This is a genomic window from Sphingobacterium paramultivorum (assembly GCF_014109745.1).
Lineage (GTDB): Bacteria > Bacteroidota > Bacteroidia > Sphingobacteriales > Sphingobacteriaceae > Sphingobacterium > Sphingobacterium paramultivorum.
Window position 1 is genome coordinate 3,706,420 of sequence record NZ_CP058555.1, and the last position, 24,825, is coordinate 3,731,244.

At 40.5% G+C, this 24,825-nt stretch carries 18 protein-coding genes; 10 read left to right on the top strand and 8 right to left on the bottom strand.

Translation table 11 applies throughout. The annotated features are described in order from the left end of the window. Nucleotides 1-460: 460 nt before the first annotated feature. Both HS960_RS15655 and HS960_RS15660 read right to left on the bottom strand, forming a co-directional pair. On the bottom strand, nucleotides 461-1,408 hold the full coding sequence (locus HS960_RS15655; RefSeq protein WP_153846530.1) for an MlaD family protein: 948 nt from the start codon (nucleotides 1,406-1,408) through the stop codon (nucleotides 461-463). Between the two features lie 61 nt (nucleotides 1,409-1,469). After that, complete coding sequence (locus HS960_RS15660; RefSeq protein ID WP_153846529.1) at nucleotides 1,470-2,270, bottom strand: N-acetylmuramoyl-L-alanine amidase family protein; 801 nt, start codon at nucleotides 2,268-2,270, stop codon at nucleotides 1,470-1,472. 201 nt (nucleotides 2,271-2,471) lie between these two features. Here HS960_RS15660 and HS960_RS15665 point away from each other — a divergent pair, with 201 nt between their 5' ends. From HS960_RS15665 to HS960_RS15675, 3 genes are all read left to right on the top strand, one after another. Next, nucleotides 2,472-5,105, top strand: a complete 2,634-nt coding sequence (locus HS960_RS15665; RefSeq protein ID WP_227550212.1) for a putative LPS assembly protein LptD — start codon at nucleotides 2,472-2,474, stop codon at nucleotides 5,103-5,105. Nucleotides 5,106-5,376: 271 nt separating this feature from the next. Next, entirely contained in the window at nucleotides 5,377-6,636 is a 1,260-nt protein-coding gene (locus HS960_RS15670; RefSeq protein WP_182329981.1) for a competence/damage-inducible protein A, read from the top strand. Between the two features lie 112 nt (nucleotides 6,637-6,748). Next, entirely contained in the window at nucleotides 6,749-8,098 is a 1,350-nt protein-coding gene (locus tag HS960_RS15675; protein ID WP_153846527.1) for a dihydrolipoamide acetyltransferase family protein, read from the top strand. A 102-nt stretch (nucleotides 8,099-8,200) separates the two neighbouring features. On the opposite strand, the gene HS960_RS15680 is transcribed toward HS960_RS15675, so the two are convergent. Beyond that, nucleotides 8,201-9,577: an MATE family efflux transporter gene (locus HS960_RS15680; RefSeq protein WP_153846526.1), complete on the bottom strand. Its 1,377-nt coding sequence runs from the start codon at nucleotides 9,575-9,577 to the stop codon at nucleotides 8,201-8,203. A 242-nt stretch (nucleotides 9,578-9,819) separates the two neighbouring features. On the opposite strand from HS960_RS15680, the gene HS960_RS27055 reads away from it, so the two are divergent. The 7 genes from HS960_RS27055 to HS960_RS15715 all read left to right on the top strand — a co-directional run bounded on the left by HS960_RS27055 (nucleotide 9,820) and on the right by HS960_RS15715 (nucleotide 16,598). Further along, the gene (locus tag HS960_RS27055; protein ID WP_153846525.1) at nucleotides 9,820-10,341 is read left to right on the top strand and encodes a Sec-independent protein translocase subunit TatA/TatB; all 522 of its coding nucleotides are present in this window, start codon (nucleotides 9,820-9,822) and stop codon (nucleotides 10,339-10,341) included. An 85-nt stretch (nucleotides 10,342-10,426) separates the two neighbouring features. After that, entirely contained in the window at nucleotides 10,427-12,664 is a 2,238-nt protein-coding gene (locus tag HS960_RS15690) for a Tex family protein (RefSeq protein ID WP_153846524.1), read from the top strand. Nucleotides 12,665-12,843: 179 nt separating this feature from the next. Further along, nucleotides 12,844-13,557, top strand: a complete 714-nt coding sequence (locus HS960_RS15695; protein WP_153846523.1) for a hypothetical protein — start codon at nucleotides 12,844-12,846, stop codon at nucleotides 13,555-13,557. A gap of 3 nt (nucleotides 13,558-13,560) precedes the next feature. Beyond that, nucleotides 13,561-13,839, top strand: coding sequence for a hypothetical protein (locus HS960_RS15700; RefSeq protein WP_075991259.1), 279 nt, complete (start codon nucleotides 13,561-13,563; stop codon nucleotides 13,837-13,839). Between the two features lie 491 nt (nucleotides 13,840-14,330). Further along, nucleotides 14,331-14,675 carry a PadR family transcriptional regulator gene (locus HS960_RS15705; protein WP_153846522.1) on the top strand — a complete coding sequence of 115 codons (345 nt, stop codon included), beginning with the start codon at nucleotides 14,331-14,333 and terminating at the stop codon, nucleotides 14,673-14,675. A 49-nt stretch (nucleotides 14,676-14,724) separates the two neighbouring features. Next, on the top strand, nucleotides 14,725-15,282 hold the full coding sequence (locus tag HS960_RS15710) for a hypothetical protein (RefSeq protein WP_182329983.1): 558 nt from the start codon (nucleotides 14,725-14,727) through the stop codon (nucleotides 15,280-15,282). Then, nucleotides 15,279-16,598 (top strand): serine hydrolase domain-containing protein, encoded by a 1,320-nt coding sequence (locus HS960_RS15715; protein WP_153846520.1) that lies wholly within the window; start codon nucleotides 15,279-15,281, stop codon nucleotides 16,596-16,598. The genes HS960_RS15710 and HS960_RS15715 overlap by 4 nt, the downstream gene beginning before the upstream one ends. Before the next feature lie 183 nt (nucleotides 16,599-16,781). On the opposite strand, the gene HS960_RS15720 is transcribed toward HS960_RS15715, so the two are convergent. The 5 genes from HS960_RS15720 to HS960_RS15740 form a co-directional block, all read right to left on the bottom strand. Beyond that, on the bottom strand, nucleotides 16,782-18,050 hold the full coding sequence (locus HS960_RS15720) for a family 16 glycosylhydrolase (protein ID WP_153846519.1): 1,269 nt from the start codon (nucleotides 18,048-18,050) through the stop codon (nucleotides 16,782-16,784). A 169-nt stretch (nucleotides 18,051-18,219) separates the two neighbouring features. Then, complete coding sequence (locus tag HS960_RS15725; protein ID WP_182329985.1) at nucleotides 18,220-19,377, bottom strand: sialidase family protein; 1,158 nt, start codon at nucleotides 19,375-19,377, stop codon at nucleotides 18,220-18,222. A 72-nt stretch (nucleotides 19,378-19,449) separates the two neighbouring features. Then, nucleotides 19,450-21,432 (bottom strand): family 20 glycosylhydrolase, encoded by a 1,983-nt coding sequence (locus tag HS960_RS15730; protein ID WP_202883692.1) that lies wholly within the window; start codon nucleotides 21,430-21,432, stop codon nucleotides 19,450-19,452. Between the two features lies 1 nt (nucleotide 21,433). Continuing rightward, nucleotides 21,434-22,654 (bottom strand): AGE family epimerase/isomerase, encoded by a 1,221-nt coding sequence (locus tag HS960_RS15735; RefSeq protein WP_182329987.1) that lies wholly within the window; start codon nucleotides 22,652-22,654, stop codon nucleotides 21,434-21,436. Nucleotides 22,655-22,705: 51 nt separating this feature from the next. Then, nucleotides 22,706-24,811, bottom strand: coding sequence for a GDSL-type esterase/lipase family protein (locus tag HS960_RS15740; RefSeq protein WP_182329989.1), 2,106 nt, complete (start codon nucleotides 24,809-24,811; stop codon nucleotides 22,706-22,708). Nucleotides 24,812-24,825 lie beyond the last annotated feature (14 nt).

Below are 24,825 nucleotides of genomic sequence, written 5' to 3' on the forward strand. Positions count from 1 at the left end.
ATTGGAAGATCATCTACTTTCGCGACTAATAAAGTCGCTCGTAAAGTGCTGAATTTAGCAGATTAGAAACGCCACTCATGGAGTGGCGTTTCTATTTCAACTCATAATTGACCGTATCATGCTCCTATTAACCAACGATTAATATCAAGTTCTAGTTTTACTAGGGTTTTACTAGGGTTTTACAGGGGGTTAACAGGGGTATAACAGGGGGTCAACAGGGGTCTACCCCTATTAACCCCCTGTTATACCCTGTAAAAAGGCAGTTAAAACGCTGCTAATTTAGAACATCGTATAAACTTGGTTACAGGAAAGTACTGGTCGGTAAAGCATAGACCAAGGGAGCAAATTTAAGGTATTGGACCGCCGACAAATTCCAACGTCCAAAGGTTATCTTATGAAAACAAAAAAGCCTGCTATATGCAGGCTTTTTATGTATATCATTGGATCTGATTTCTAAAATCTATTTCTCGCCTTTTTTCCCAAAGATGGAAAGTTTGATATATTTCCCAGGTTTCTCTTTAACGTCCTTCATCAAATTATCCATTTCCTTTGAAGCATTATTGAGATTATTATATAAAGCTTCGTCATTGAGCAATAAACCGATAGATCCCTTACCACTATTAATTTTTCCTGTGATCTCCTGAAAATCATTGACTGCAGCATTTACTTTGTTCATGGTATGTTCAAAATCCAATCGAGCAGCCTTATCGGTAACATTATTCAGATTAGACATAATCGCATTGATTTTCTCACCATTTTGTGAAAAATTGGAAGTGATTGATTCCAGATTAGCCATGATTCTATTGAGCCTTCCTTTTTCATCCCCGACCAGACCTTCGACGTCTTTGGTAATGCCTTCCACATTTTTCAAAGAAGTGGAGATACTATGGATACTCTTTTTAAAGTCGTCCTGAAACTGTTTGTCTAAGACACTATTAACGACTGATAGCGTCGAGTCTAGTTTAATAGTAATGGTTTCGATCCTTTTTTGAATGGGTTCGACCTTATCCATAATATTCGGTTGAACACCTGAAGCTAAAAAATCACCATCCTTTGCCAATTCCTTACTATTGCCCATTTCGAAAACAATCGCTTTACCGCCCAATAAATCTGTACTAGAAATTCTCGCTACTGTATTTTTTGGTATATCGTAATGAGAATGGATCTTGAACTCGGTTTTGATCTTCCCATCTGCTTGTAAAATCATTTTTGAAACACGCCCAATCTGATAGCCGTTGACTAGGACAGGCTTGGAGGGAGTTAAACCATCTACAGCCGTATAGGTCGTATAAAAAGTATTATCGCTACTAAAAACATCATTTCCTTTTAGAAAGCTATATCCTATAAATAATAAAACTATTGCAACTGTTGCTAATATGCCGACTTTTGTCTCGTTTGAAATTTTCACAAATAATCTATTTAGTAATGATCATTAATTTAAGTTTAAAACAGCATAAAAGCAAATCTGTTTAGCGTTCTACAGAATTTTTATAAATTTTTAGAGCTGAAACCAAATTATCAACAATCTCCTGTTGTCCTTCATCGGACAATAGATAGCTCTCTTCTTCTCTATTACTAATAAAGCCAATTTCTGTCAATACAGCAGGCATACCTGCTTCTGCTAGTACAGCTAAACCTTTCTCCCAGAACCCTCTACTGTATCGACCTGCTTTCACATACTCGCCTTCGATCATCTGCGCCAGACGAATACTTTTTTCACGGAATCGGTTTTTCATCAAGGAGAAGATGATCGCACTTTCAGGATCTTTTGGATCAAATCCCTGGTAATTCTCTTTATAGTTTGATTCCAATAACAATGAAGCATTTTCACGAACTGCAGCATCCTGCTGTCCCAAACGATGCGAACCAGAAACCAGTGTTTCGGTACCATGTGCACTAGCGCCACTTGAATTACAGTGTATCGAAATAAATAAGTCTGCCTTATTGGCATTCGCTAAACGGATCCGTTTATAAAGCTCAACAAATTCATCGGTCGTTCTTGTGTAGATGATCTTGATACCTGGAATATCTTTCTGAATCTGCTTTCCCAATTTTAAAGCAACATCCAAGGCTACATTTTTTTCTAAAGATCGTCTTCCCTGTGCTCCGGTATCTTTACCACCGTGGCCAGCGTCAATTACAATTGTCCTTATTTGATAGTCTGGAGGCTCGGGCTGTCCATTGTTTAATTTGAAAGAATTCAATAAAAAAAATCCCAAAGTAGCAAACACAACGCTACACCATTTTCTAATTCTTAAATCTGATTTCATTGAATAATTATTTGCTCTACTATAAACGAATCAAAATGAGTCTATATTATTTCTTTAATAGATAACGATATTTAACATATTTTCTATTGCTTTTTTGACTAATTTTGTCTCTCAAAGTTTAACATTATTTCACAAAAATAACATTTGTCTTTAATTTTGAAGTCGTTAATCAACATTTTAACACTATTTATCATTCTTGCAATGAGCAATTCTAGCTTTGCTCAAAGTAATATTCCATTAAAACAGAACGGACTTCAAGGTAAAGATCCTATTTCGGCGACCAATAAATCGCAAGATACGAGTAAATCCAAAACTGTAGATACGACCAAATCTGTAAGCGATACGACCAAGAAAAAAGGAAGTGGCTTACAGGCCGAAGTGAGTATTATTGCGGTTGACTCGCAGAAATCTGAAGTTGCCAAGAATATCAGTCACCTTTATCGCGGAGCGAAGGTAAAGTATCAAGATTTTGAACTTTCTGCCGATTATATCCGTCTGGACCGAAACAAGAAAAAGATTTTTGCTTCGGGGATCTATGACAAAACGGGGAAGTATGTGGGGCGTCCGATCGTCATTATGGGAAATGGTGAATCACCGAAAACGGTAGACTCACTCTATTACGATTACGAGAAACAAGAGGGAAATACCTATGGTATTATGACCGAAGTTGATGGTGGATTTATCCAGGCCAATATTGTGCGAAAGAATATCTACGACGAAATGTCGATATACAAGGGATTATATAGTACCTGTAATCTACCCTATCCGCATACCCATTTTGGCATTCATATCACCAAAGGAATTGTTACTAAAAACCAGATTATTTCTGGTCCGGCTTATCTTGTGGTGATGGGTGTGCCTATGCCCGTGGCATTTCCATTTGCATTTTTCCCAAAACCAGATAAAAGAGCATCTGGATTTCTCTTCCCATCTTTTGGGGAAGATTATACCAGAGGATTTTCGATGCGGGATATAGGTTGGTATTTGGCCTTCAACGATTATTGGGATAGTGAGATTAGAGGTTCCTTGTATTCAAAAGGTTCATGGGAAGCTTCCATCAATACGCGCTATACCGTCAACTATAAATTTAACGGTGGTTTTAATATCCGTTACGCCAATACAAAAACGGGTATTGAAGGAACATCTAATTATGGCTCCAATAAGGATTTTAATGTCACTTGGAACCATACCCAGCGCCAGGAAGCCAATCCAGGAACATCTTTCTCAGCAAGTGTTAACTTTGGTACAAGTTCTTTCTTTCAAAATACCGGAACAGGAAGTACACAAAACACCTATGAAAATCTTGCACGTAACCGTATGGGATCGTCCATCAGTTATGGAAAAGTATTTGCCGATGGCAAGGTAAACCTCACGGCCAGCTTAACGCATAATCAGGATATGGCTACGCGCAGTATACAGATGAGTTTACCAAATATCAGCTTAAACGTATCCTCTTTCAATCCATTTGACAGCAAAGACCGTGTCGGTGAACAAAAATGGTATCAACGAATCAATGTCGGTTATAGTTTCCAAGCACAAAACTCGGTAAGCACCATTGATACATTGTTATTTAAACCAGGAGGGTTCAAGAAATTCCAAAATGGCTTCCAACACAATATTCCAATCAGTTTATCACTCAATGCTTTTAAATATTTTCAGTTCAACACCAGTGTAAACTATACCGAACGTTGGTATTTGCAAAGTACACGACAAAGCATCGACAATACTGCCGCAGGTTATAAACAACGTATCGATACCGTTCAGGGATTCAATCGTGCATACGATTATTCTGTTTCGACCGGACTTTCGACCAAGGTTTATGGTAATTATTATCCGAAAATCGGTAACCTTCAGCAGATCAGACACGTCGTCACACCGTCGATCAACCTGAACTATAGACCCGATTTTTCGGATCCAAGATATGGTTTCTATCAGCAATATAACGATCAATATGGAAACAGAAATGTATACTCAATCTTTAGTCAGGGTGTCTACGGATCTCCTTCTGCAGGAAAATCTGCAGGGATAGGTTTTTCCATTGACAATAACATCGAAGCAAAGGTCAAAAGTAAATCCGATACCACAGATGGTGGCTTAAAGAAAATCCCTATTCTTCAAGGTCTGACGTTCAGCGGAAATTACAACTTTGTTGCCGACTCGCTGAAGTTGTCCCCAATTACTTTCTCTGGCCGTACAGCTTTTTTCGACCAAAAGATGAATGTAAACTTCAACGGTACATTTGATCCCTATTCGGTCAATGAAAATGGTGTCCGCGTCAATCGCTATGCCATTAAAGACGGTAGCCTTGCTCGTCTGACAAACTTTGGTCTTTCCTTTGACTATAGTCTGAATCCTAAGGCTGCGAAATCACGTAATAACAATATCGATTCTTTAAGAAAAGAAATGTCTGGAGCAGGCATGACTCCTGAGCAAGCACAGGCCTTGGCTCGAATCAGCTCAGATCCAAACGCATTTGTGGACTTTAATATCCCATGGAACCTTGCGGCATCGTTCAGTTTCAATATGGCAAAATCGTTCAACTCCAGTACACGAAGAATGCAGAGCCAGATCACAAGCACATTGAATTTACATGGCGACTTCAGTGTTACACCAAAATGGAAAGTCACCTTTCAATCGGGATACGATTTCAAACAGAAGGAAGTGGTCATGACCTCTTTCAATATCTATCGAGATCTGCATTGTTGGGATATGTCATTTGGCTGGATGCCTTTTGGGCGGTTCCGAAGCTATAACGTCACCATTCGTGCAAAGGCATCGATCTTACAAGATCTTAAGCTTACAAAAAGAGCCAGTTCAGGAGGCAGTTATTTTTAAATAACTGCTTTTTTTTTGAAATGCTATACGCGTATTGGTCAGCAGAACCCTCAGTTTTTTTCAAAAAACTTCTTCCATCAAATACATTTTTACCATTTCGTTGAGCCGCAATTTTATGTAAGTTTATATCCTGAATCTTTTGGTATTGAATTTTCATTTTTTAGGCGCTAGCGCATGGATATTTTAACACCAAAAGATTAAGAAAATCCAACACTATCCTCCACAGATGCATTTTTCAAAGTAGGGAGGTGGTTGCATAATTATTTTAAAGATGAAAGCAGAGATTATTACCATAGGCGATGAGATCCTCATCGGGCAGATCATTGATACCAATTCAGGCTGGATTGCCAAGCAACTGCTCCAATTCGAAGTCGATATCGTTCAAATGACATCGATCCCAGATACCGAAGAGGCTATTTCAACGACATTGAAAGAGGCCTCAGCTCGAGCAGATCTTATTTTAATCACCGGAGGTCTGGGCCCGACGAAAGATGATGTGACAAAAAAAACTGCCGCAGCGTATTTTGGAACCACCTTGATACGGGATGAGCATGTACTTCGGCACGTGACCAACATATTTGAATCGCGCAATCTAAAAATGCTCGACATCAATCTGCAGCAGGCCGATGTTTTGGCAAATTGTGAAGTCCTATTTAACGACTATGGTACTGCACCTGGCATGTTGGTACGCCAGAACCAAAAGAAGTTTATTTTTATGCCTGGAGTGCCATTTGAGATGAAATTTCTGATGGAAAAACATGTGTTGCCTTTATTAGCCAAACAGGATCCTGACTTATTTATCTGTCATGAGACAATTTTGGTAGGCGGAATCGGAGAATCGTATTTGGCAGAAGAAATAAAGGATATTGAATCAGAACTTCCTTCAAGCATAAAATTGGCCTATCTACCAACCTTGGCCTTTATCCGATTGAGACTCTCTGGTAAAAGCAGGAATAAATCTGACATTACGCTCCAGGTTGCCCTATTTAAAACAAAGCTACTCCATCGTTTACAACAATATGTCATTGCAGATTATGATACCAGCATCGAACCTTATTTAATTAAAGAGCTTGGCCGCCGAGGTGCTACATTGACTACCGCAGAAAGCTGTACAGGTGGTAGCCTTGCCGCTTCAATAACCGCAGTAGCGGGAAGCAGCGCTATATTCCTTGGTGGTACTATCCCTTACTCCAACGCTTTAAAACAACAATTGTTGAACGTCAAAGAAGAAACACTGATCCAATATGGCGCAGTAAGTGAGCAGACTGCTATCGAAATGGCTTCCGGTTCAAAAAAGGCATTTTCGTCGGATTATGCTATTGCGACAACTGGGATAGCGGGGCCAGGTGGTGGAACAATTGAGAAACCAGTTGGCACTATCTGGGTGGCTGTTGCGGGAAAAAAAGAAGTTTTAACCAAGAAGTTTCAGTTTAATAACGAAAGACTGATCAACATCGAACGTACCCGTATGAATGCTTTATTACTTTTGTGGAAGTTGCTTGTAAAAGAACAAGAACAAGATACACAATAAAGTAAAATAATATTTCAAAAAACACGTTATTTAAGGAATAATATTTTAAATTGTTGAAAGTAAACCACAATTTATTTAACTTCGTTTTTCTATAACGAGATTGCTAAAAAATATGGCTTTATATAAACTCTTGCTCCCAAAAATGGGAGAAAGTGTATCCGAGGCAACAATCACAAAATGGTTAAAACAACCTGGTGACCTGATTGATGAAGATGACACTTTATTGGAAATCGCAACGGACAAAGTTGATTCAGAGGTACCTTCCCCTGTAAAAGGTGTTTTAAAAGAGCATTGCTATACCGTAGACCAGACTGTCCAAGTTGGTGAAGTCGTTGCAATTATAGAAATTGAGGGCGAAAATGAAGAACCTGCGATTCAAGCACAAGAAAATACAGCTCCTTCAGCGACAGCTCCCGAAGAGATCATAGAGTTAAATATCCCTGGTGTAGACCAGCTGACAAATGTAGCAGCTGAAATTTCGTCTTCTCCCTACGAAAATACCCTTCGTTTCTATTCACCTTTAGTAAAGAATATCGCACGGCACGAAGGATTGTCCCAAGATGAACTTGATCGTATCCAGGGCACTGGAGCAGAGGGAAGAGTGACTAAGGAGGATATTTTAACTTATGTAACACACCGAGATTCATCCTCAGCACCTACAAAGTCTATTCCGGTAGAGCACACGAACACGGCTACGGAATCTCCGAAAATAACCTCCACAGCTCCATCGCATGTTCATACTGTTGCCAATGGCAGTGATGAAATCATTGAAATGGACCGCATGCGAAGGTTGATTGCAGACCATATGGTCAAAAGTGTACAAACCTCTCCCCATGTATGTTCTTTTGTTGAGGCAGATGTAACCAATTTAGTTTTGTGGCGCAATAAAGTTAAAGATGCCTATAAAAAACGCGAAGGAGAAAACATTACGTTCACCCCTTTGTTTATCGAGGCTATTAGCAAGGCGCTCAAAGATTTTCCATTGGTCAATATCTCGATCGACGGTTACAATATCATCAAGAAGAAAAACATCAATATTGGTATGGCGGCAGCATTGCCTAATGGCAATCTCATCGTTCCTGTTATCAAAAATGCAGATCAATTAAGCTTAGTAGGCTTGAGTAAAAGTGTCAACGACCTCGCACAACGGTCTCGGGCAAATAAATTAAAGCCTGACGACACACAAGATGGCACATTTACATTCACCAATATCGGCGCTTTTGGCAATATTATGGGAACTCCTATCATTAACCAACCGCAAGCTGCAATCTTGGCTGTAGGTACAATTACGAAAAAACCAGCAGTCATAGAAACAGAGTATGGTGATATGATTGGTATTAGACATATGATGTATCTTTCACTTTCTTACGACCACCGTGCAATCGATGGTGCCCTCGGAGGTACCTTCTTAAAACGTGTGGCGGACTACCTGGAAAATTGGGATAGCAATAGAGTGATCTAACAATCAAAATCGATAAATAATAAAAATGCCCCAAATAAGTGTCTAACTTTTTGGGGCATTTTTATAACCGAGCCTTTTTTATTATTTAAAATATATTTTTTGTTACTTAAACATACTTTGTTCGAATTGTATTTTCTTCTTCTTGATCACCAATTGAAACCGCAGATAAAGTAAAAGTGAAGAGGTTAACAAGCCTAATGTCAGCCCATACCAAATCCCCTTGATACCCCAGTTAAATACCACTCCCATGAGGTAGCCGCTTGGTAGCCCTATAATCCAGTAAGCAATAAATGTGATAATGGTTGGAATATTCACATCCCCCATACCACGTAACACACCCAGACCGACAACTTGCGTACCATCAAACAATTGGAAAAGTCCCGCAATAATCAACAGCTGAGAAGCAATAATCACCACGGCATGATCTGAGGTAAAGATATAAGGTAAATAATTATTCAACAACGCGAACAAAGACGCTGTAATCACCATAAAGATCAACACCAATTGATACGAAGTGATGGCAAATCGTTCGAGGCGAAAAAGGTTTCTATTACCATAACTATTCCCCACCTTGATTGTTGCAGCAGCAGCAATACCACTCGCCATCATATACGTCATCGCGGCCAGCTGGATGGCTACTTGATGAGAAGCTTGTGCTGTAGCACTTATCGTACCGGCCAATAGGGAAGCCCCCGCAAAAGCCCCAATTTCAAATACATATTGCATAGCCACGGGTGCCCCGATCCGTATTATCTTAAGTAATCTTTGCCGATCTATCAATGTCACCTTAAAGTATTGAATATATTCTTTAAATTTCTGCGATCGCAATACATAAGTCATCATCACAGACATCATTAACACACGGTCGATCAATGTACTGTATCCGACACCCTTGACCCCCATAGGACTAATGCCAAACATCCCTTTGACAAAGATGATCGCCAAAATAATGTTCAGTACATTCCCCCAAATAGTTACATTCATGGCTTGCTTTGTAAACCCCAAGCCTTCGGCAAATTGCTTAAATGTGCTAAATACCATCAACGGAAGCATCGATAAACTCAGAATAAGTAAATAAGGCTTTGCCTCCTTCACCACAGCCGGATCTTGGTTGAGGTGATCGATAGCTAACATCGAACCAAAGTAAACTAAAGCGAACAACAAGAGTCCTGCGATAATATTTAACCAAAAGCTATTGGACAACAATATGGCACATTCTTTTTTATTATCACGGCCATTCTCCTGCGCAATCAACGGCGTGATACCATAAGCAATTCCCAACCCGATGACCATAACAACCATAAAAACAGCATGTACCAACGAAACTGCGGCCAATGGAATGGTTCCTGCAAAATGTCCAACAATCACACTATCTGCGGTATGCACCAGTGTATGTCCCAATTGTGAGATCACCACGGGCCCCGCCAATACCATCGTACTTTTGTAATACGGTTTAAATGTTTTAAAATTTCCCAACATAATCGATTTCCCTAAAAAAATAGCCACAAAAATACGAAGATATTACTACCCTATCGTCATATTAAAAAATATTTAGCAAAAATATAACAATTTACACCCATCAAATAACCGCACTTTGTTAAGTAATTTTTATGTTTCAAATACCTTAAAATTATCTTAAATTTACTTTTGGGTCTAAGAACTATAGAAATATAAATGTACCTTAGCATCTAGTTAGTAATCAAAAGAAGAGGAAAAAGAGTATGTACAATCCAGTAATAGCATTTCTAAACATCGGAACACAAGAGATGATCTTAATTGTGTTTGCAATCTTGTTACTTTTTGGAGGCAAAAAACTTCCTGAATTGGCGAGAGGTTTGGGAAGAGGAATACGTGAGTTCAAAGATGCATCAGAAGGTATCAAACGTGAAATTTCAGATCAAATCAATAATTTCGAGAAAGACATAAACGTTAAAACAGAAATAAAAGAAGAAGCTGTTCCTAATGATGTGCGTTTAGCTGAAGAGAAGGCTCAAGCAGCACACGAAGAAGAGGTTAAACCACAGGAAACCGTAGAAGGTTCAGAAACAGAGCAGCCCAAGAAAAAATATGAATTCACAACACCTGCCGGTGTCGTTGAACATAATCCACATAAACAACCCGATTACGGCGAAGAGCCATCTCACATCACGTACGGGTATAACGATCATTTTGCTGAAACTAAAAACAACGAGGTAGAAGATAAAAAAGTTCCTGAGCAGGACAATACCAATAAACCTGCTTAATTTTACTACTTTAGTTTATAATTAGATATACTTAGAGCTGTTGAATGGTGATTCAACAGCTCTACTTTTTAAGATTAAACCGACAATGAGCTTATCAACACACGAAATTACTATTGCTAACGAGCTTTCTATTAGCGAAAAACAGGTTCGCACGACTATAGCACTATTAGACGAAGGCGCTACCGTTCCGTTTATCTCACGCTACCGCAAGGAAATGACTGGTAGTTTGGACGAAGTTCAAATCACCAATATCAGAGATCGTTTCCAGCAGCTGCGCGATTTAGATAAACGTAAAGAAGCTGTTCTTAAATCTATCAACGATCAGGGAAAATTGACAGCGGAGCTTGAACAGCAGCTTTTGAATGCCGAAACCATGGCCAGTCTTGAAGATATCTATTTGCCTTACAAACCTAAGCGTAAAACTCGCGCCAGTGTGGCACGTGAAAAAGGTCTGCAACCTTTAGCGGATCTTATTTTGGCGCAAGAAACAGGCGATTTCCTCGCTCTTGCCGACAGTCTAATAGATGAAGAAAAAGGCGTAAAAAATACAGAGGAGGCACTAGCAGGTGCCCGCGATATCATTGCAGAGGTCATTGCCGAAGATGCGACAGTGAGAGCCAAATCGAGAGCGATATTCCTCGAAAAAAGCGCATTTGTTTCAAAAGTAGTTCCTGGAAAAGAAGAAGCCGCCCTAAAATATAAAGATTATTACGAATGGTCTGAATCTTTGAAGGATGCACCTTCCCATCGTGTGCTGGCCATGCGCCGTGGGGAAAAAGAAGAGTTGCTCTACTTAGATATAGCGATCAATGAAGAAGAAATTCTACCCCGTATCGAATCCATCTATGTTAAGGGGGCCAACGATGCCGCAGCTCAGGTAAAACTCGCCTTGGTCGATAGCTACAAGCGTCTATTAAAACCTTCCATGGAGACGGAAATTCGTGTATTGACACGTCAAAAAGCCGATGAAGAAGCCATCAAAGTTTTTGCCGACAATGTTCGCCAATTACTTCTAGCCGCTCCACTAGGGCAGAAAAGGCTACTTGCGATCGACCCAGGATTTCGTACAGGCTGTAAAACGGTTGTTCTGGATGAACAAGGACAGCTCAAAGAAAATACGGCTATCTTTCCGCATACGGGTGCCAATGGACTAGCAGAAGCAAAAAAAACAATTCAGTATTTAGTCTCGAAATACGATATCCAAGCCATCGCAATCGGCAATGGAACCGCTGGTCGCGAAACGGAAGAATTTGTACGGAAACTCGGATTAAATAACGTTACTATCGTTATGGTCAATGAAAGTGGAGCCTCTATTTATTCGGCTTCCGAAACTGCACGTGAAGAATTTCCAGATCAAGATGTTACGGTACGTGGTGCAGTATCTATTGGTAGACGATTAATGGATCCCTTGGCTGAGCTGGTTAAGATTGATCCAAAATCGATCGGTGTCGGACAGTATCAGCATGATGTTGATCAAAATAAACTCCAAACTTCTCTGGACGACACTGTTATCAGCTGTGTAAATGCTGTCGGTGTTGAACTGAATACTGCCTCCAAACAAATTTTAGCCTATGTATCTGGATTAGGTCCTTCCCTAGCACAACAGATTATAAAATATAGAAATGAAAACGGTCCTTTCGCCTCCAGACGCGAGCTAAAGAAAGTTCCCCGTCTTGGCGATAAAGCATTCGAACAGGCAGCAGGCTTTCTACGCATCCGACATGCTGCCAATCCACTCGATTCGTCGGCTGTGCATCCTGAGCGCTATACTTTAGTTGAGCAAATGGCTAAAGACCTCGGCAAAAAAGTAGAAGACCTACTAACTGACGCTGACCTGAGAAAATCTATTCCTTTGAAAAATTATATCTCAGAGGAAGTTGGATTACCGACATTGAATGATATTCTTCATGAATTAGCAAAACCTGGATTAGATCCAAGGGAAAAATTCGAAGCATTCTCATTCACGGATGGAGTCAACAGTATTGGCGACTTACGGGTTGGCATGAAACTGCCGGGAATCGTAACCAATATTACGAATTTCGGAGCCTTTGTTGATATTGGCGTACATCAAGATGGCTTGGTACACCTAAGCCAATTATCTAATCGCTATATATCCGATCCGCATGAAGTCGTCAAAGTACAGCAACACGTCATGGTAACGGTAACAGAAGTAGACGAAAAACGTAGTCGCATAGCATTGTCAATGAAAACAGATGAGAAGCCTGCGCTACCCAAAAACAAAAAAAATGATTTTAAAAAGCAGGCCGAACCACAAACGGATATGGCCAGCAAGCTCGCTGCATTGGCGAGTAAGTTCAAATAGATACATTTAGCTCCGAATCAAAAAAGCTGACCGTTCGCTGAACTGCCAAGAAAAGTGTCTAACTTTTTGGAGGCAAGGCATCGCTTGGTCAGCTTTTTTTGATTCGATTAAATCCAATGTTCGTCGTCCGTGTCGCTGTTTTATTTTGTATCTTTAAGGGAAACAAGTTTAGACCCGTTATGAAAAATTGTACCCTCCTATTCTTTCTGTTTTTTGGAATCTATTTTTCTAAAATCCAGGCACAGCAGCAACTTCACGACGGGGCCTACCTGTACCAGGATGGCATCAATAAACATTTAATGCTCGTTAAAGACCATTATATTTCATTTATAAGTTACGATGACGTCAGAAAACGTTTTCAGCATACCTGGGGCGGCGCACTTGATAAGAAGCATAATCTGATCACTATCGCTGTCGAGTATAACTCACAGGATTCGGCTGCCATTGGCAAAACAACCCAATTACCTTATCGGATTGATGCAGACTCCCTTCGACTAAAAACTGCCGATAGCTACCATCTCTATATCAAGCAGAAAAAAGTTCCACAAGACCTTGATGCACTTTGGCGGATCACTGGTCGCCAGCAAGAAGGCAAAATGCAAGATATTCCCAAAGCAGATCGTAAAACAATCAAAATATTGGTTGATGGATATTTTCAATGGGTAGCGATTAATCCTGCTCAAAAAGGTTTCTATGGTACAGGCGGAGGTGACTATCAGTACACTAATAATCGGTATACTGAAAAAATACAGTTCTTTTCGAGAGACAATAATAGAGTTGGGCAAGAACTGGCCTTTGATGGTGAAATCCTGAATGGCGCATGGCATCATAAAGGAAAAAGTTCGAAAGGAGACGATATTTATGAAATCTGGAGCAAAGAAATAACAGAATAAAATATGACAATAGAAGAATTTCAATCTCTTGAAGCTCCGCTTCAGCATTGGACAGCGGTACAAAAGTCACTTTGGTATGATCTAAAAGGAAATTGGAAAACCGCGCATGACCTGATCGATCAATTGGGCGGAACTGACGCAGCACATGTTCATGCTTATTTACATCGCAAAGAAGGCGATCAATGGAATGCAGAATATTGGTATCGTCGTGCCAAACAAAACGTATACAAAGGTAATTTGGATGATGAGTGGAAAGACCTCTTCAAATATTACGCTCCATAACTACAATTACCCTATTTTCGGACAGCCGCTGTTTTCTTTTATATACACAAAAGGACAATTTGGGTAATAAAGTAGTCAAAAATAGTATATAAAATTAACTCAGCACTTTTTAGGCTGTTGAATATCTTTAAAAACATAAAAATATTACCAAATAAGATATAACATCAACCAAATCCGGAGATAATACGTAACAAAAATAACACAAAGAAAAATATTATAAAACTAACAAATAGAATGGCACAGATATTGAACATAGTTTGTTATACTTGAGAAAGTATACTTTTCATAAATTTAGGTTAATAATTGGTTAGGTTAAACACTTGAAGTTCCCCACTTCAAGTGTTTTTTTTTTAGAAAAAACTCAATCAAAGTAACATCAAATCCACTTCCCCATCTTTTTTTAATTAGGATACTTTCCTTCACTAAAAGGTATATTAAAAATTTAAAACAATACATTGTATTACTATGTATTTTGTTATATATTTACTTCCATGAACAAAGAATTTATTGACAAATGGATTTCACAGCTAAAAAAAGGAAGTCTTTCTTTTGTTGTATTAGGTATTCTTGCCTATGATCAGGAATACTATGGCTACGATCTTATCCAGGAGGTCAAGAAGAAAACGGCCATTGATATTGCTGAAGGAACTTTATACCCCTTATTGATCCGTTTAAAAAACGAAGGATTGGTCGAATCGAACTGGGTACCTCAGGAAGCTGGGATTCCAAGAAAATATTACAAAATAACAAAGGAAGGCCAAAGTACTTTCTTAGAGATGAGAACGTATTGGACAAGCTTAAACCAACATTTAACCACTTTGACGCATGCATTATAACCAGATACCCTTTACAAATAGATCCTCAGCTCAGCTATATCATGACTACATGTCAACAGCAACGGCTCTTGTAAAAAAATTAGCCTTGGAGCAAAGACAGGATATATTATGTGAAATCAATAGCCACATATTTGAGGCATTGCAACAGCAGCTTCCCCCACAGTTAATCCATGACGCCATGCCTAGTCAGCTCCAAGAAATCTTAGATAAACTCGGGTTACCGGAGACTTTTATCAAGGAAATGATTTTGTCAACGTCCATTGCCCCGTCAATAGAATCTCCTCGTAAATCCGTATCCTTATTACGGGTACCTATCATGCTCACACAAGGGATCGTAAACATGATTTATTATATCATCTATACCCTTATGCTCATCGCCGTCTTTCTAGTCGTGGCCAAGTTTATTGATCCTCAGGGAGTCGGATTTTTCTATGCGCCCAACAAGTTTTTCATATTCGGCAAACTTATTTTACAGCACGAAGAAGCCCTGCGCTACGAACAATTGGGCAATTATTTCATTCCGGCCTTTCTATTTGTCATCAGTGGACTTTACTATTCCTCCACGTTAATTTTGAAACTCAAAAAATCTATTCCCCATAAATTATGAAAAGAACCACAGTGTTATTGTTCCTCTTAGGAACCCTATCAAGCCCTATTCTCAAAGCCCAGGAATTCACACCTGTTCGCATGGACAGCCTGATGGCCGTCATGGATAAAAATAATGTCTGGATGGGCAGTATTGCGATCAGCAAAGGCGATCAATTACTCTATCAAAAAGCAATTGGATATGCAGACCTGGCGCAGAAAAAGAAAGCGAACATAAATACGCGTTATGGAATAGGTTCAATCTCCAAAACTTTCACAGCAACACTTGTACTAAAAACAGTTGAGCTCGGAAAACTGAAGTTAGACGAACCAATATCTGCATTCTTTAAAGATATTCCAGACGCTGGAAAAATCACCGTTCACCAATTGTTAAATCATAGCAGCGGATTACACAATATCACGGATGACAACGATTATTTGACATGGAATACTAAACCACAGACAGAGAAAGAACTTGTTGAACGTATCGTCAAAGGCGGAGTCGACTTTGCTCCCAGCAGTAAACATGCATATAGTAATTCAAACTACATCCTACTTACCTATATCTTAGACAAAGTTTGGAAAAAAGACTATGCTTTTTTATTGAAAGAATACATCTGTAAGCCATTAAACTTGCAAGAGACAACCTTTGGCCGTCCACAAAATAACAGCTGGGATGTTAGCGAATCTTATCGATTCACTCACGAATGGACCCTTGAACCACACACGGACAATTCTGTTCCGCTTGGAGCCGGAGCAGTTTGGTCAACTCCGGCAGATCTAGGCAAATTTTTCAATGGTTTATTTAGCCATAAAATAATCAATGCTGCAAGCCTGGAAGAGATGAAAAAAATAGATCAGGGCTATGGACTGGGTTTATTCCAATTGCCATTCTATGAACATATAGGCTTTGGCCACACAGGTGGTATAGATGGATACTCCTCCGTAGCTGGTCATTTTGAGGATGGTAATTATAATGTCGCTATCATTAGCAATGCCAACAATTATAATAATAATGAAATATTAAAGTTCAGCCTTGGCGAACTTTATAAAAAACCTTTTCCACTTCCTGATCTTGCGGAAATACAATTGACAGAGGAAGAAATTTTAAGTCTCGTTGGCGAATATAAAAGCGAGCAGCCTCCTATCCAGATAAATATTACCAAAGAAGGCAACAAGGTGCTGGGGCAAGTTGTCGGTCAGCCGGCATTTCAACTGAAACCCAAGGATAGAAACACGCTCGTCCAACCGCAATTTGGCGTAAAAATAGTTTTCGAACGTAGCGAAAACAAAATGACACTCTACCAAAATGGACATACTCTTGTATTGAAGAAATAAGGGGATACTACGGTTAACTAATGTAAAGATTCATGGCCTTTATTTGGCATTATCTTACATTTTTCATTAGGTAGTTATGAACTTATATCGACATCCTCGCTGAGGACCGAAGCCCCGTCATCACGCAGTATGGCTAAAAGAGCAGCGGTTGAACTAAATCGCTGCTCTTTCAATTACGGTGTTTTACAATTTTTCCAAATAGAAATCATCACCATACACCGTACCGCTCAAGGGTTTATAGAAATAGACCGTAGCAGTAGTATTATTGGCTCCAGTTGTAAAAGTTACCGAATTATTGGAGTAGCTGGTCGTACCTATAGTCGCATTGACTGCAGTTCCCCCATAATTTTTGACACCGATACTGACCGACTGGCCAGCTGCAGACACTTTGGCGTAGCCACCGAACCGATAAGTCGTATTCGGCGTTAAACCAGTCAGGTATTGTTCAATGGATGTCTCTCCGCCTGTTTCGCGGATGCATTTGGTTCCTGTCCGGGCATCGGTAGAAACAACCGATGCTCCACCGCCCCATGTTGTCCATGGATAGATGACACCGTTTTCGAAATCGCCATTGCTAAATAAAGGCAGTTTATACACACGTACATAATCCACCTGCATACTAAAGGGTAAGTCAGCATTTGTGATCGCCCCTGGCCATCCCGCTCCACCGGCCTGATTTAGAATCAGATAAAAAGGAACATCAAATGGCCATTGCTGCGTCCCCCCACCGGAAACTCTTGCGTAGGTATACTGCAATACATTGTTGACGTAGAATCGAATGTCGTTTGGACTCCAGATCATCGTATATAGGTTGTAATCTGTCGTATTATAGGTAGCAGATTTCGATGCTGTGCTCCCACCATTTGCATTGGTAACTGAGCCATTATGGATCGTATGGTACATCACACTTTCGTTGTTGACATGCTCCATAATGTCAATTTCACCACAGCTAGGCCAGCCGCCGTACGCTGTAGCTGGTTCGGGCATCATCCAAATAGCAGGCCATGAACCTCTTCCCTGTGTAAATTTAGCCCTCACTTCAACTTTTCCATAAGTCATACTAAATTTTCCCATCGATTTAACTCCTCCCGCATGATAGGCAACAGGATCTCCGGCTACAACAGCATTATCCATACGCAATACGAGATTGCTCCCATCTTGGGAGGCATAAGCCGGCAAGGAGGTCATATACTTATTCCATGCGACAGTGCCCCTGTCAGCATAAGACCATTTTGTGGAATCAAATCCCCCACTACTATTAAACTCATCCGACCAAATCAATTCGTAGTCTGTTGTCGCTACGGTAGTCGCATTTAATAGCTTAGTCGAGGCCTTCGCCTTACTTTCTTCCGGAATCGGATTTTTTGTTGCTGTCGAGGCCTTTTTGCAGGCAAAAATAGACAGGCTGGTTGCGATTAGGCTCAGCACCAGCCAAAATTTGGTTTTTCTCATTTAGTTTTGGATTATTGGTTTTATTTAAGTTTATATCGTTATTTAACAGCTTGTGGAGCAAGCCGCATAATAATCGAGGATTCATTTTTTTCTTTCATTCCTTCCTGTTTTAACCAAAAGGAAGAAATGAAAGAAAATGCATATTATATCGATAACACAATGTGCCCGATTACTTAAAATTTACGGGCAAAAAGACAATTTTGCTGTAATTTTCTTTTTCAAATAAAACGCCGAGTTTATTTTTATTTAAAAGTACTAAATCGGAATAAGCGGCATAATCCCCTTTCACACCCTCCGGCGCTTTGGCAACTACCTGATTAAAATACCATGTTTTGCCCTGATCATTACTTAATCGAACGGTTAGATTGTCTCTTCTATTGGTTGATGCAGCATTACACACAGCCAATATATATTTTCCTTTCTTTTGCCAGGAAAGCACTGAACCCTGGTTGACCGGATCGGGCAGATTTTTATCATAATAGGTTGTATCCCAATTGACACCACCATCACTGGAATAGGATACAATCCTCGATTTTACATTACCTTGTTGATTACGGGAATTCATATACAGTCCTGTGTTAGAGATCTGCGCGGCCATTGTTTCATTTGATCCCTCAAATTTCACACTTGATCCTATCTTGAATGTCTTTCCATGATCGTCCGAGTAATACGAATGCGCAAAATAGTCCTTGCCATTTTCTTTCGGATTTCCTTCAGAATGGTTAGCAGGAATATAAATACGTCCTTTAAACTTACCAGAATCAAATTGTAAAGCATGTCCGGGCGTATTTGCGTAAGTCCGCCAGTCTTCCTTAAAAATATATTGTACATTTACGGATGGTTGATTGGGACGATGCGTCTCAAGCGTTATATTTTCTGGATTAGACCAGGTCTTACCACCGTCTGTCGAACTAATTGACCAACATTCTCGCAAACCATTTCCTTTGCGGACTTCTCCCTCATGATTATTACCCGTATTATAAAAAAGAAACAGGCGTCCTTTCGGATATGCCGGATCCAATAGGTCCACTACCGGAGCTGGATTTCCGACCTGCAAATTATCATTGTCAACAGCAACTTGCAATGGGCCCCATGTTTTTCCATTATCCTGACTGATTTTATAAACAATATCTACATTACCAAAATCGCCGGCATGATCCACCCTACCTTCTGCAAAAGCAATTAACTGTCCGCTTTTATCCTTTACAATAGCAGGTATGCGGTAGCTTTTATAGCCATCTTCGCCTGAAACAAATACATTCACTTCCTGAGCGTGACAAATTCCTGCCAACAGTGCAAATACCAACATTGTCCCTAATTTCTTCATATCTATATAAGTTTTATTGTTACTTCTATTTAAAAAATTCATCTGTGTTAATACAATGCGATCGGTTATTTATTACTCCTTTTCAATCGGTAGGCAGGTAAACATCCATTTTAGTGGATTTTGCCAATCTTTCCCATTTAATTTTCCCACAGGAAGTTTCACCACAACTGTATTCCAGCCTTTCTCCAGCAGAACAATGCTTGGACTTCGGTAGCTGTAACCTTCATCAACCAATGGGAGCTCCAAAATTCCTTTTTGGCCAGCATGTTGCCAATTCGGTGGAAGCACTTCACGCCCGTTTACCCAAATTTTGCTCATTCTATCGTCCCAGGTTCCCAAATTTGGTGAATCACTGGCATATGAACGGGAGAGGTCGTTAAAACCGATCCAGAAACTTTGGTTTCCCCCTTTTTCACTCCATACTTTGCTCACAGCATATACGGTGCTATTTTCAAGCGGCCGATCAATAGCCCCTTTTACCACATCAGCCCACCAATGGCGTAATACGATAGTTCCACCATAAAACTCACCGATCTTTTTTAAAGCGGTAAATTTTCCTGTCGCTTCATTTTTTAAGACCATGCTCAGATCACCTTTATTTTCCACAGGCCCATACAACATCCATTTTTGCCCACTTTGTGCGTAATACGGAAAAATAAGATCTTTAAAATACAATCTTTTATGTTGGAGCAAACGCTTTTCAAATTCAGCAAATTGCGTTAATCCCTTTACATCCGTTTTGATATTACTACGCCATTCAAAATCTCCTCCTCCTCGCCAGCTTCGTTCCGCAAAAGTTAACAAAGCCGGGTAAACTGCGTTCTGATGGAATACATCGCGCTCATGATGGACTGCACGATCGGGCCAGGAACATAACGTCGCACCCATTAACTTTTCATTTTCTGACGATTGACCGCCCAATTCCCTATAGAACAAGGTCGTCACTGTTTCCAAAGGATCCATGTGATTGATATACAAATGCTTTGAATCAATCACTTCAAAAGGTGAGTCATTGGTAATAGCCTGTGGCCCACCCATCCAAAGCTGGCGGATTGTGTGTGGCTGCAAATTACCACCAGGCTCCCAGCCGATGGTTTTTAAACCTAAGTCCTCCGTCCATTTTGTCATCATCGGCAAAAATGCTTGATTGTGAATCTTCACCTCGTCCCCCCCAATATGCAGATAAGGTAGCCCGGGATAGGTGGTCGCAAATTCCTTCAGCAGTTCTTTGATGATCGCTATGCCGCTATCGCTCTGCATATCCGTTTTAAAATAACGGCGAAATGCTGCGGAATGCCCTGGCATATCAATTTCGGGTACGAGCTGAATATGGCGATCACGACAATACCGGATCAGCTGCTGCATATCGTCGACTGTATAATACTTTCCCTTCCAACGCTCCATATTTGCCGAGTCGGTCAAACCGGGGTATTTTTTACTGATCAGTCGCCAAGCAATATCTTCGGTGAAATGAAAGTGAAAAATATTCAGTTTATACCGCGCCATCATATCAATCTGTTCCTTCAACACCTGTATAGACTGAAAATTTCTTCCCACGTCTACCAAGTAGCCACGCCAGCGAAAAGATGGATAATCTGTAATGTCGCAATACGGCAACTTACCATCGCTGCCTCCCAGTTGACGCAAAGTTTGCAGGGCATAGAAAACCCCTTTCCCCGCTCGGGCTTCAATGTTTACTCCCCTTTTATCTATAACGATGCGATAGCCTTCCAAAGAAGACGAGGGAAGTTTCATTTCTTTATTGCAACTAATCGTTATAGCTATATTTTCTTTGCTATCGAAGTCTATCCGCCTTACATCCCAATCGCTTAGCAGTGCTGTCAAAGTCTGTCTATCTGTAGTTGACACGTCTCCTTTGGTGCGTACGCAGATCACTTGTTTGACTTGGTAATACCCGGTTTTCCAGGTAACAGACTGCGGCATGGGAAGCAAAGGTCTGATTTTTTCGGACATACCATATAGCGGAGAGATCATCATGACAATCATCATCAGCCTTTGGAGGAACTTAGTTGTCGCTACAGTTTGTCGCATCATGTTATCCCTTAATCGTGTTAAATTCCTTTAGTATTTGCATACAATACCACTCTTGACGAGGGAGATGGAAAGGTCCTTTAAATAAATTACCTTTTGCCGTTTGCGCAATCTTCCCATCACGATGCAAATACCCATACCACTCACCATTGATTTTATCATGAAAATGATCATAGGCATACTGATTGATCTGCTGATGCCAACTTTTATATTTGTCATTTCCCGTCATTAGGTAAGCGAGTAATGTTGCTATAATCGTTTCATTCTGTGGCCACCAAAACTTCATATCTTGCCAATATTCTTGTACCGGCTTTCCATAGACATCTCGAAAATATAGTATACCACCATATTCTGTATCCCAGCCGCGCTCCCACATATAATCCAACATACGACAGCCCAGGTCAATCAGATGCGGATCGTTCGCCCGATATTTCGCTTCATGCAAGATAAACCAAGCTCCTTCGATGGCATGTCCGGGATTGAGTGTGCGCCCGTCAATATGATCAACAATTTCACCTTCAGGACCAACTTGTTCCATCACACAACGTATGTCATCTTTTACAAAATCACGTTCAATCTGCGCGATAAAATCACTGATAACGAAATCACAGCGTGGATCTCCAATTGTTTCGCGAATTTGCTGTGCGGTATTGATCATAATCATCGGCACACCGATCCCTTTCATTGGCCTGGTCTGTTGGTACTTTGGTTCCACCAATCTTTCTCCCTGTGCATAAGCCAGACAAATTCCAAACAGCTCACGTGCTTCCACAGCAATACCGGCATCTCCCGTCGCTTTTGCATAGGCTGCAAAGGCGATTGCCGCAAAAGTCTCCGAAAAGAAATAACGACGCATACGAATTGGGTTACCTATGCGGTCTACATGAAAATACATTTTGCCGTTTGCATCAAAACAATGTTTCTTCAAAAATTCATAGCCTATCCGGGCCCCTTCCAGCCATTCTTCTTTTTGCTCAACTGTATTGTAAAGTGTGGCCAGCAACCAGCATGCCCTTCCCTGTATCCACACGGCTTTATCTGTATCAATCAACGTCCCATCATGATCACGCATAAATAGGTAACCGCCACATTCATGGTCAATCGATCGTGGAAACCAAAAGGGAACTGTATCTTTTAGAAGCTGGTCACTATAAAAGGATTCCAGTTCTTTCAGGTAATCAGAGTCGACGCTCTTTGTTGTATCTTTTATACTTGTCTGTTTCATCTGTTCTAGTTTTTGTGTCAATTTATTTCTATTTAGTTGATCGTCTTATGTTTAGTTGATCGTCAAATCAAAAGTGGACACTGGCGTTCCAATTTCATTTTGAAGATTTGCCCTGCTAAAAGGTTCATATCCATACAGGATTCTGCTGATTCCGAAACTTGGTTTAACTATTTCGACGACATTGCCCGATAGGATATTTGCATTTACATCAGAAATTTCCCCCTTATTGTCCATTACCTGAAAACCTTTCACAGGCGCATTCCCCGGGGTTATTAATTTTATACAATGATCAAATGTCAATAACAACTTATCATCGCGAAGCGCATACCTGACCAGATCAGGATGATCTGCATTCAATTCAACACCATACACATGTTTACGCACTAAATTTGCCAACCGTCGACCTACCACAATCTTTTCACGGGGATGTACATCCAAAGAATCACCTACATCGATCGTTACGGCCATGTATGTACCAGCAATGGCTTTCTCCAATAAGCGTTGTGAGTTTCTAAAATCACCCCATGAAGGCCTATCTATACTTGTGAGCTGAACAAAGAAAAAAGGTAGATCTTGGTGAAAACTCTTCCGCCAGGAGGAAACCAATGTTTTAAAAAGACGTTCGTGAAGTTCTATATTATGCGCATTGCTCTCACCTTGATACCACAGTATACCTTTCAATCCTGTGCTCAACCATTTGCTGACACCCGCTTCAAAATTGTAAGCTGGTTGATACGGATGGCGTTGATTTTTCACTTTTGAAACTGCTAGATTTTGACTGGCGCGCTCACGGCAGAAATCCTGCAGGAAATCTGATTTTTGCCAGTTGTGAATATAAGAGACAAGCAGATCGTCGTATTCCAATGATTTTCGATCAATCCAAGATTCGGTATTAGACCCACCTACCGATAGATCAATAATGCCAATGGGAATATGCTGTTCGCTGGCGATCTGCTGGGCAAATGAATAAGCAACAGCTGAGAATTGTGCGGCCTCCGCCCCGGTAGCTTGCCGCCAGGCACCCCTGAAATAGTCCAAATCGTTTACTTTCCTTAAGGTCGCGGTATCCCATGCAACAGCATTGGTCTCCACAAGGTTGCGGCATTTAAAAAGGCGCACATTCTTTAAGTGCGGTGCATCGTTGATCAGCTCTTCGCCCTTTATGGCTCCACGAAGTTGAAAAGCCATATTTGATTGCCCCGAAGCAAGGTATACATCGCCAAAAAGAATATTTTTCAACACTATTTTCTGCTTGCTCGAACTCACTGTTATTTCATAAGGTCCTCCGGCTTCCATTTTAGGCAACTTTATTTCCCAGGAGCCTTCGGGATTGACTTGGATCTTATAGTTTTTCTTATTAAATGCAACAGTGATCACATCGGCGGCAGTACCTTTACCATAGATGCTATTTTCCCAATTACGCTGGAGCACCATATCCGAGCCGATGGTTTCGGCCACTTGCAAATCTTGGAGAACAGGGATCAATACATGCGCGACCTGTTCAGCAATCAATGCAGCTCCTTCCCTGTTCGGATGCAAGTAATCGTCAAAAAGATCAATCCGATACCGCAGTGGGCTGTTCAGATCGATCAGTCCCACTTGGTTATTTTTTGCTATCTGCGGTATAAGCGCCTGAATTTGATCGTACCAATCGCATGTCCCGGATAAGAAGCGCGGATGACCACTAAAAATAGGAGTCAATCGACAGATGTAAATTTGTACTTTGGGATTAACGGATCGTATGGAGTCAATCAGAGTCGCATAATCTGATGCAAAGGAGTTCTTATAATTTGGCCAGTTTCTCGGATCAGTATCATTGAGTCCCAGGTGTATAATGGCAACATCAGGTTTAAAATCCAAGGCTTTCCTGTATTCTTCCGTTTTATAATAAGGTCTATGCCCCTTACGTAAAAGTGTAGCCCCTGAATGGCCAAAATTCCTCACTTCAAACCGCTGGCCCAGCAACGCTTGAAGCTGGCTCGGATAAGAATCCTGAGCAGGATTGCCGAGCCCATAACCAAAGGTTACGGAATTACCTATACAAGCTACTTTTGTGCGGGGTTGTCCCACTGAAATGGAGATGGAGACAATCAAACCTAAAAGTAGGCCTCCTTTTTTTGAAATATAGGTATGCAGCGTGCTGATTAAGGATTTCATTTTCATCATCTATT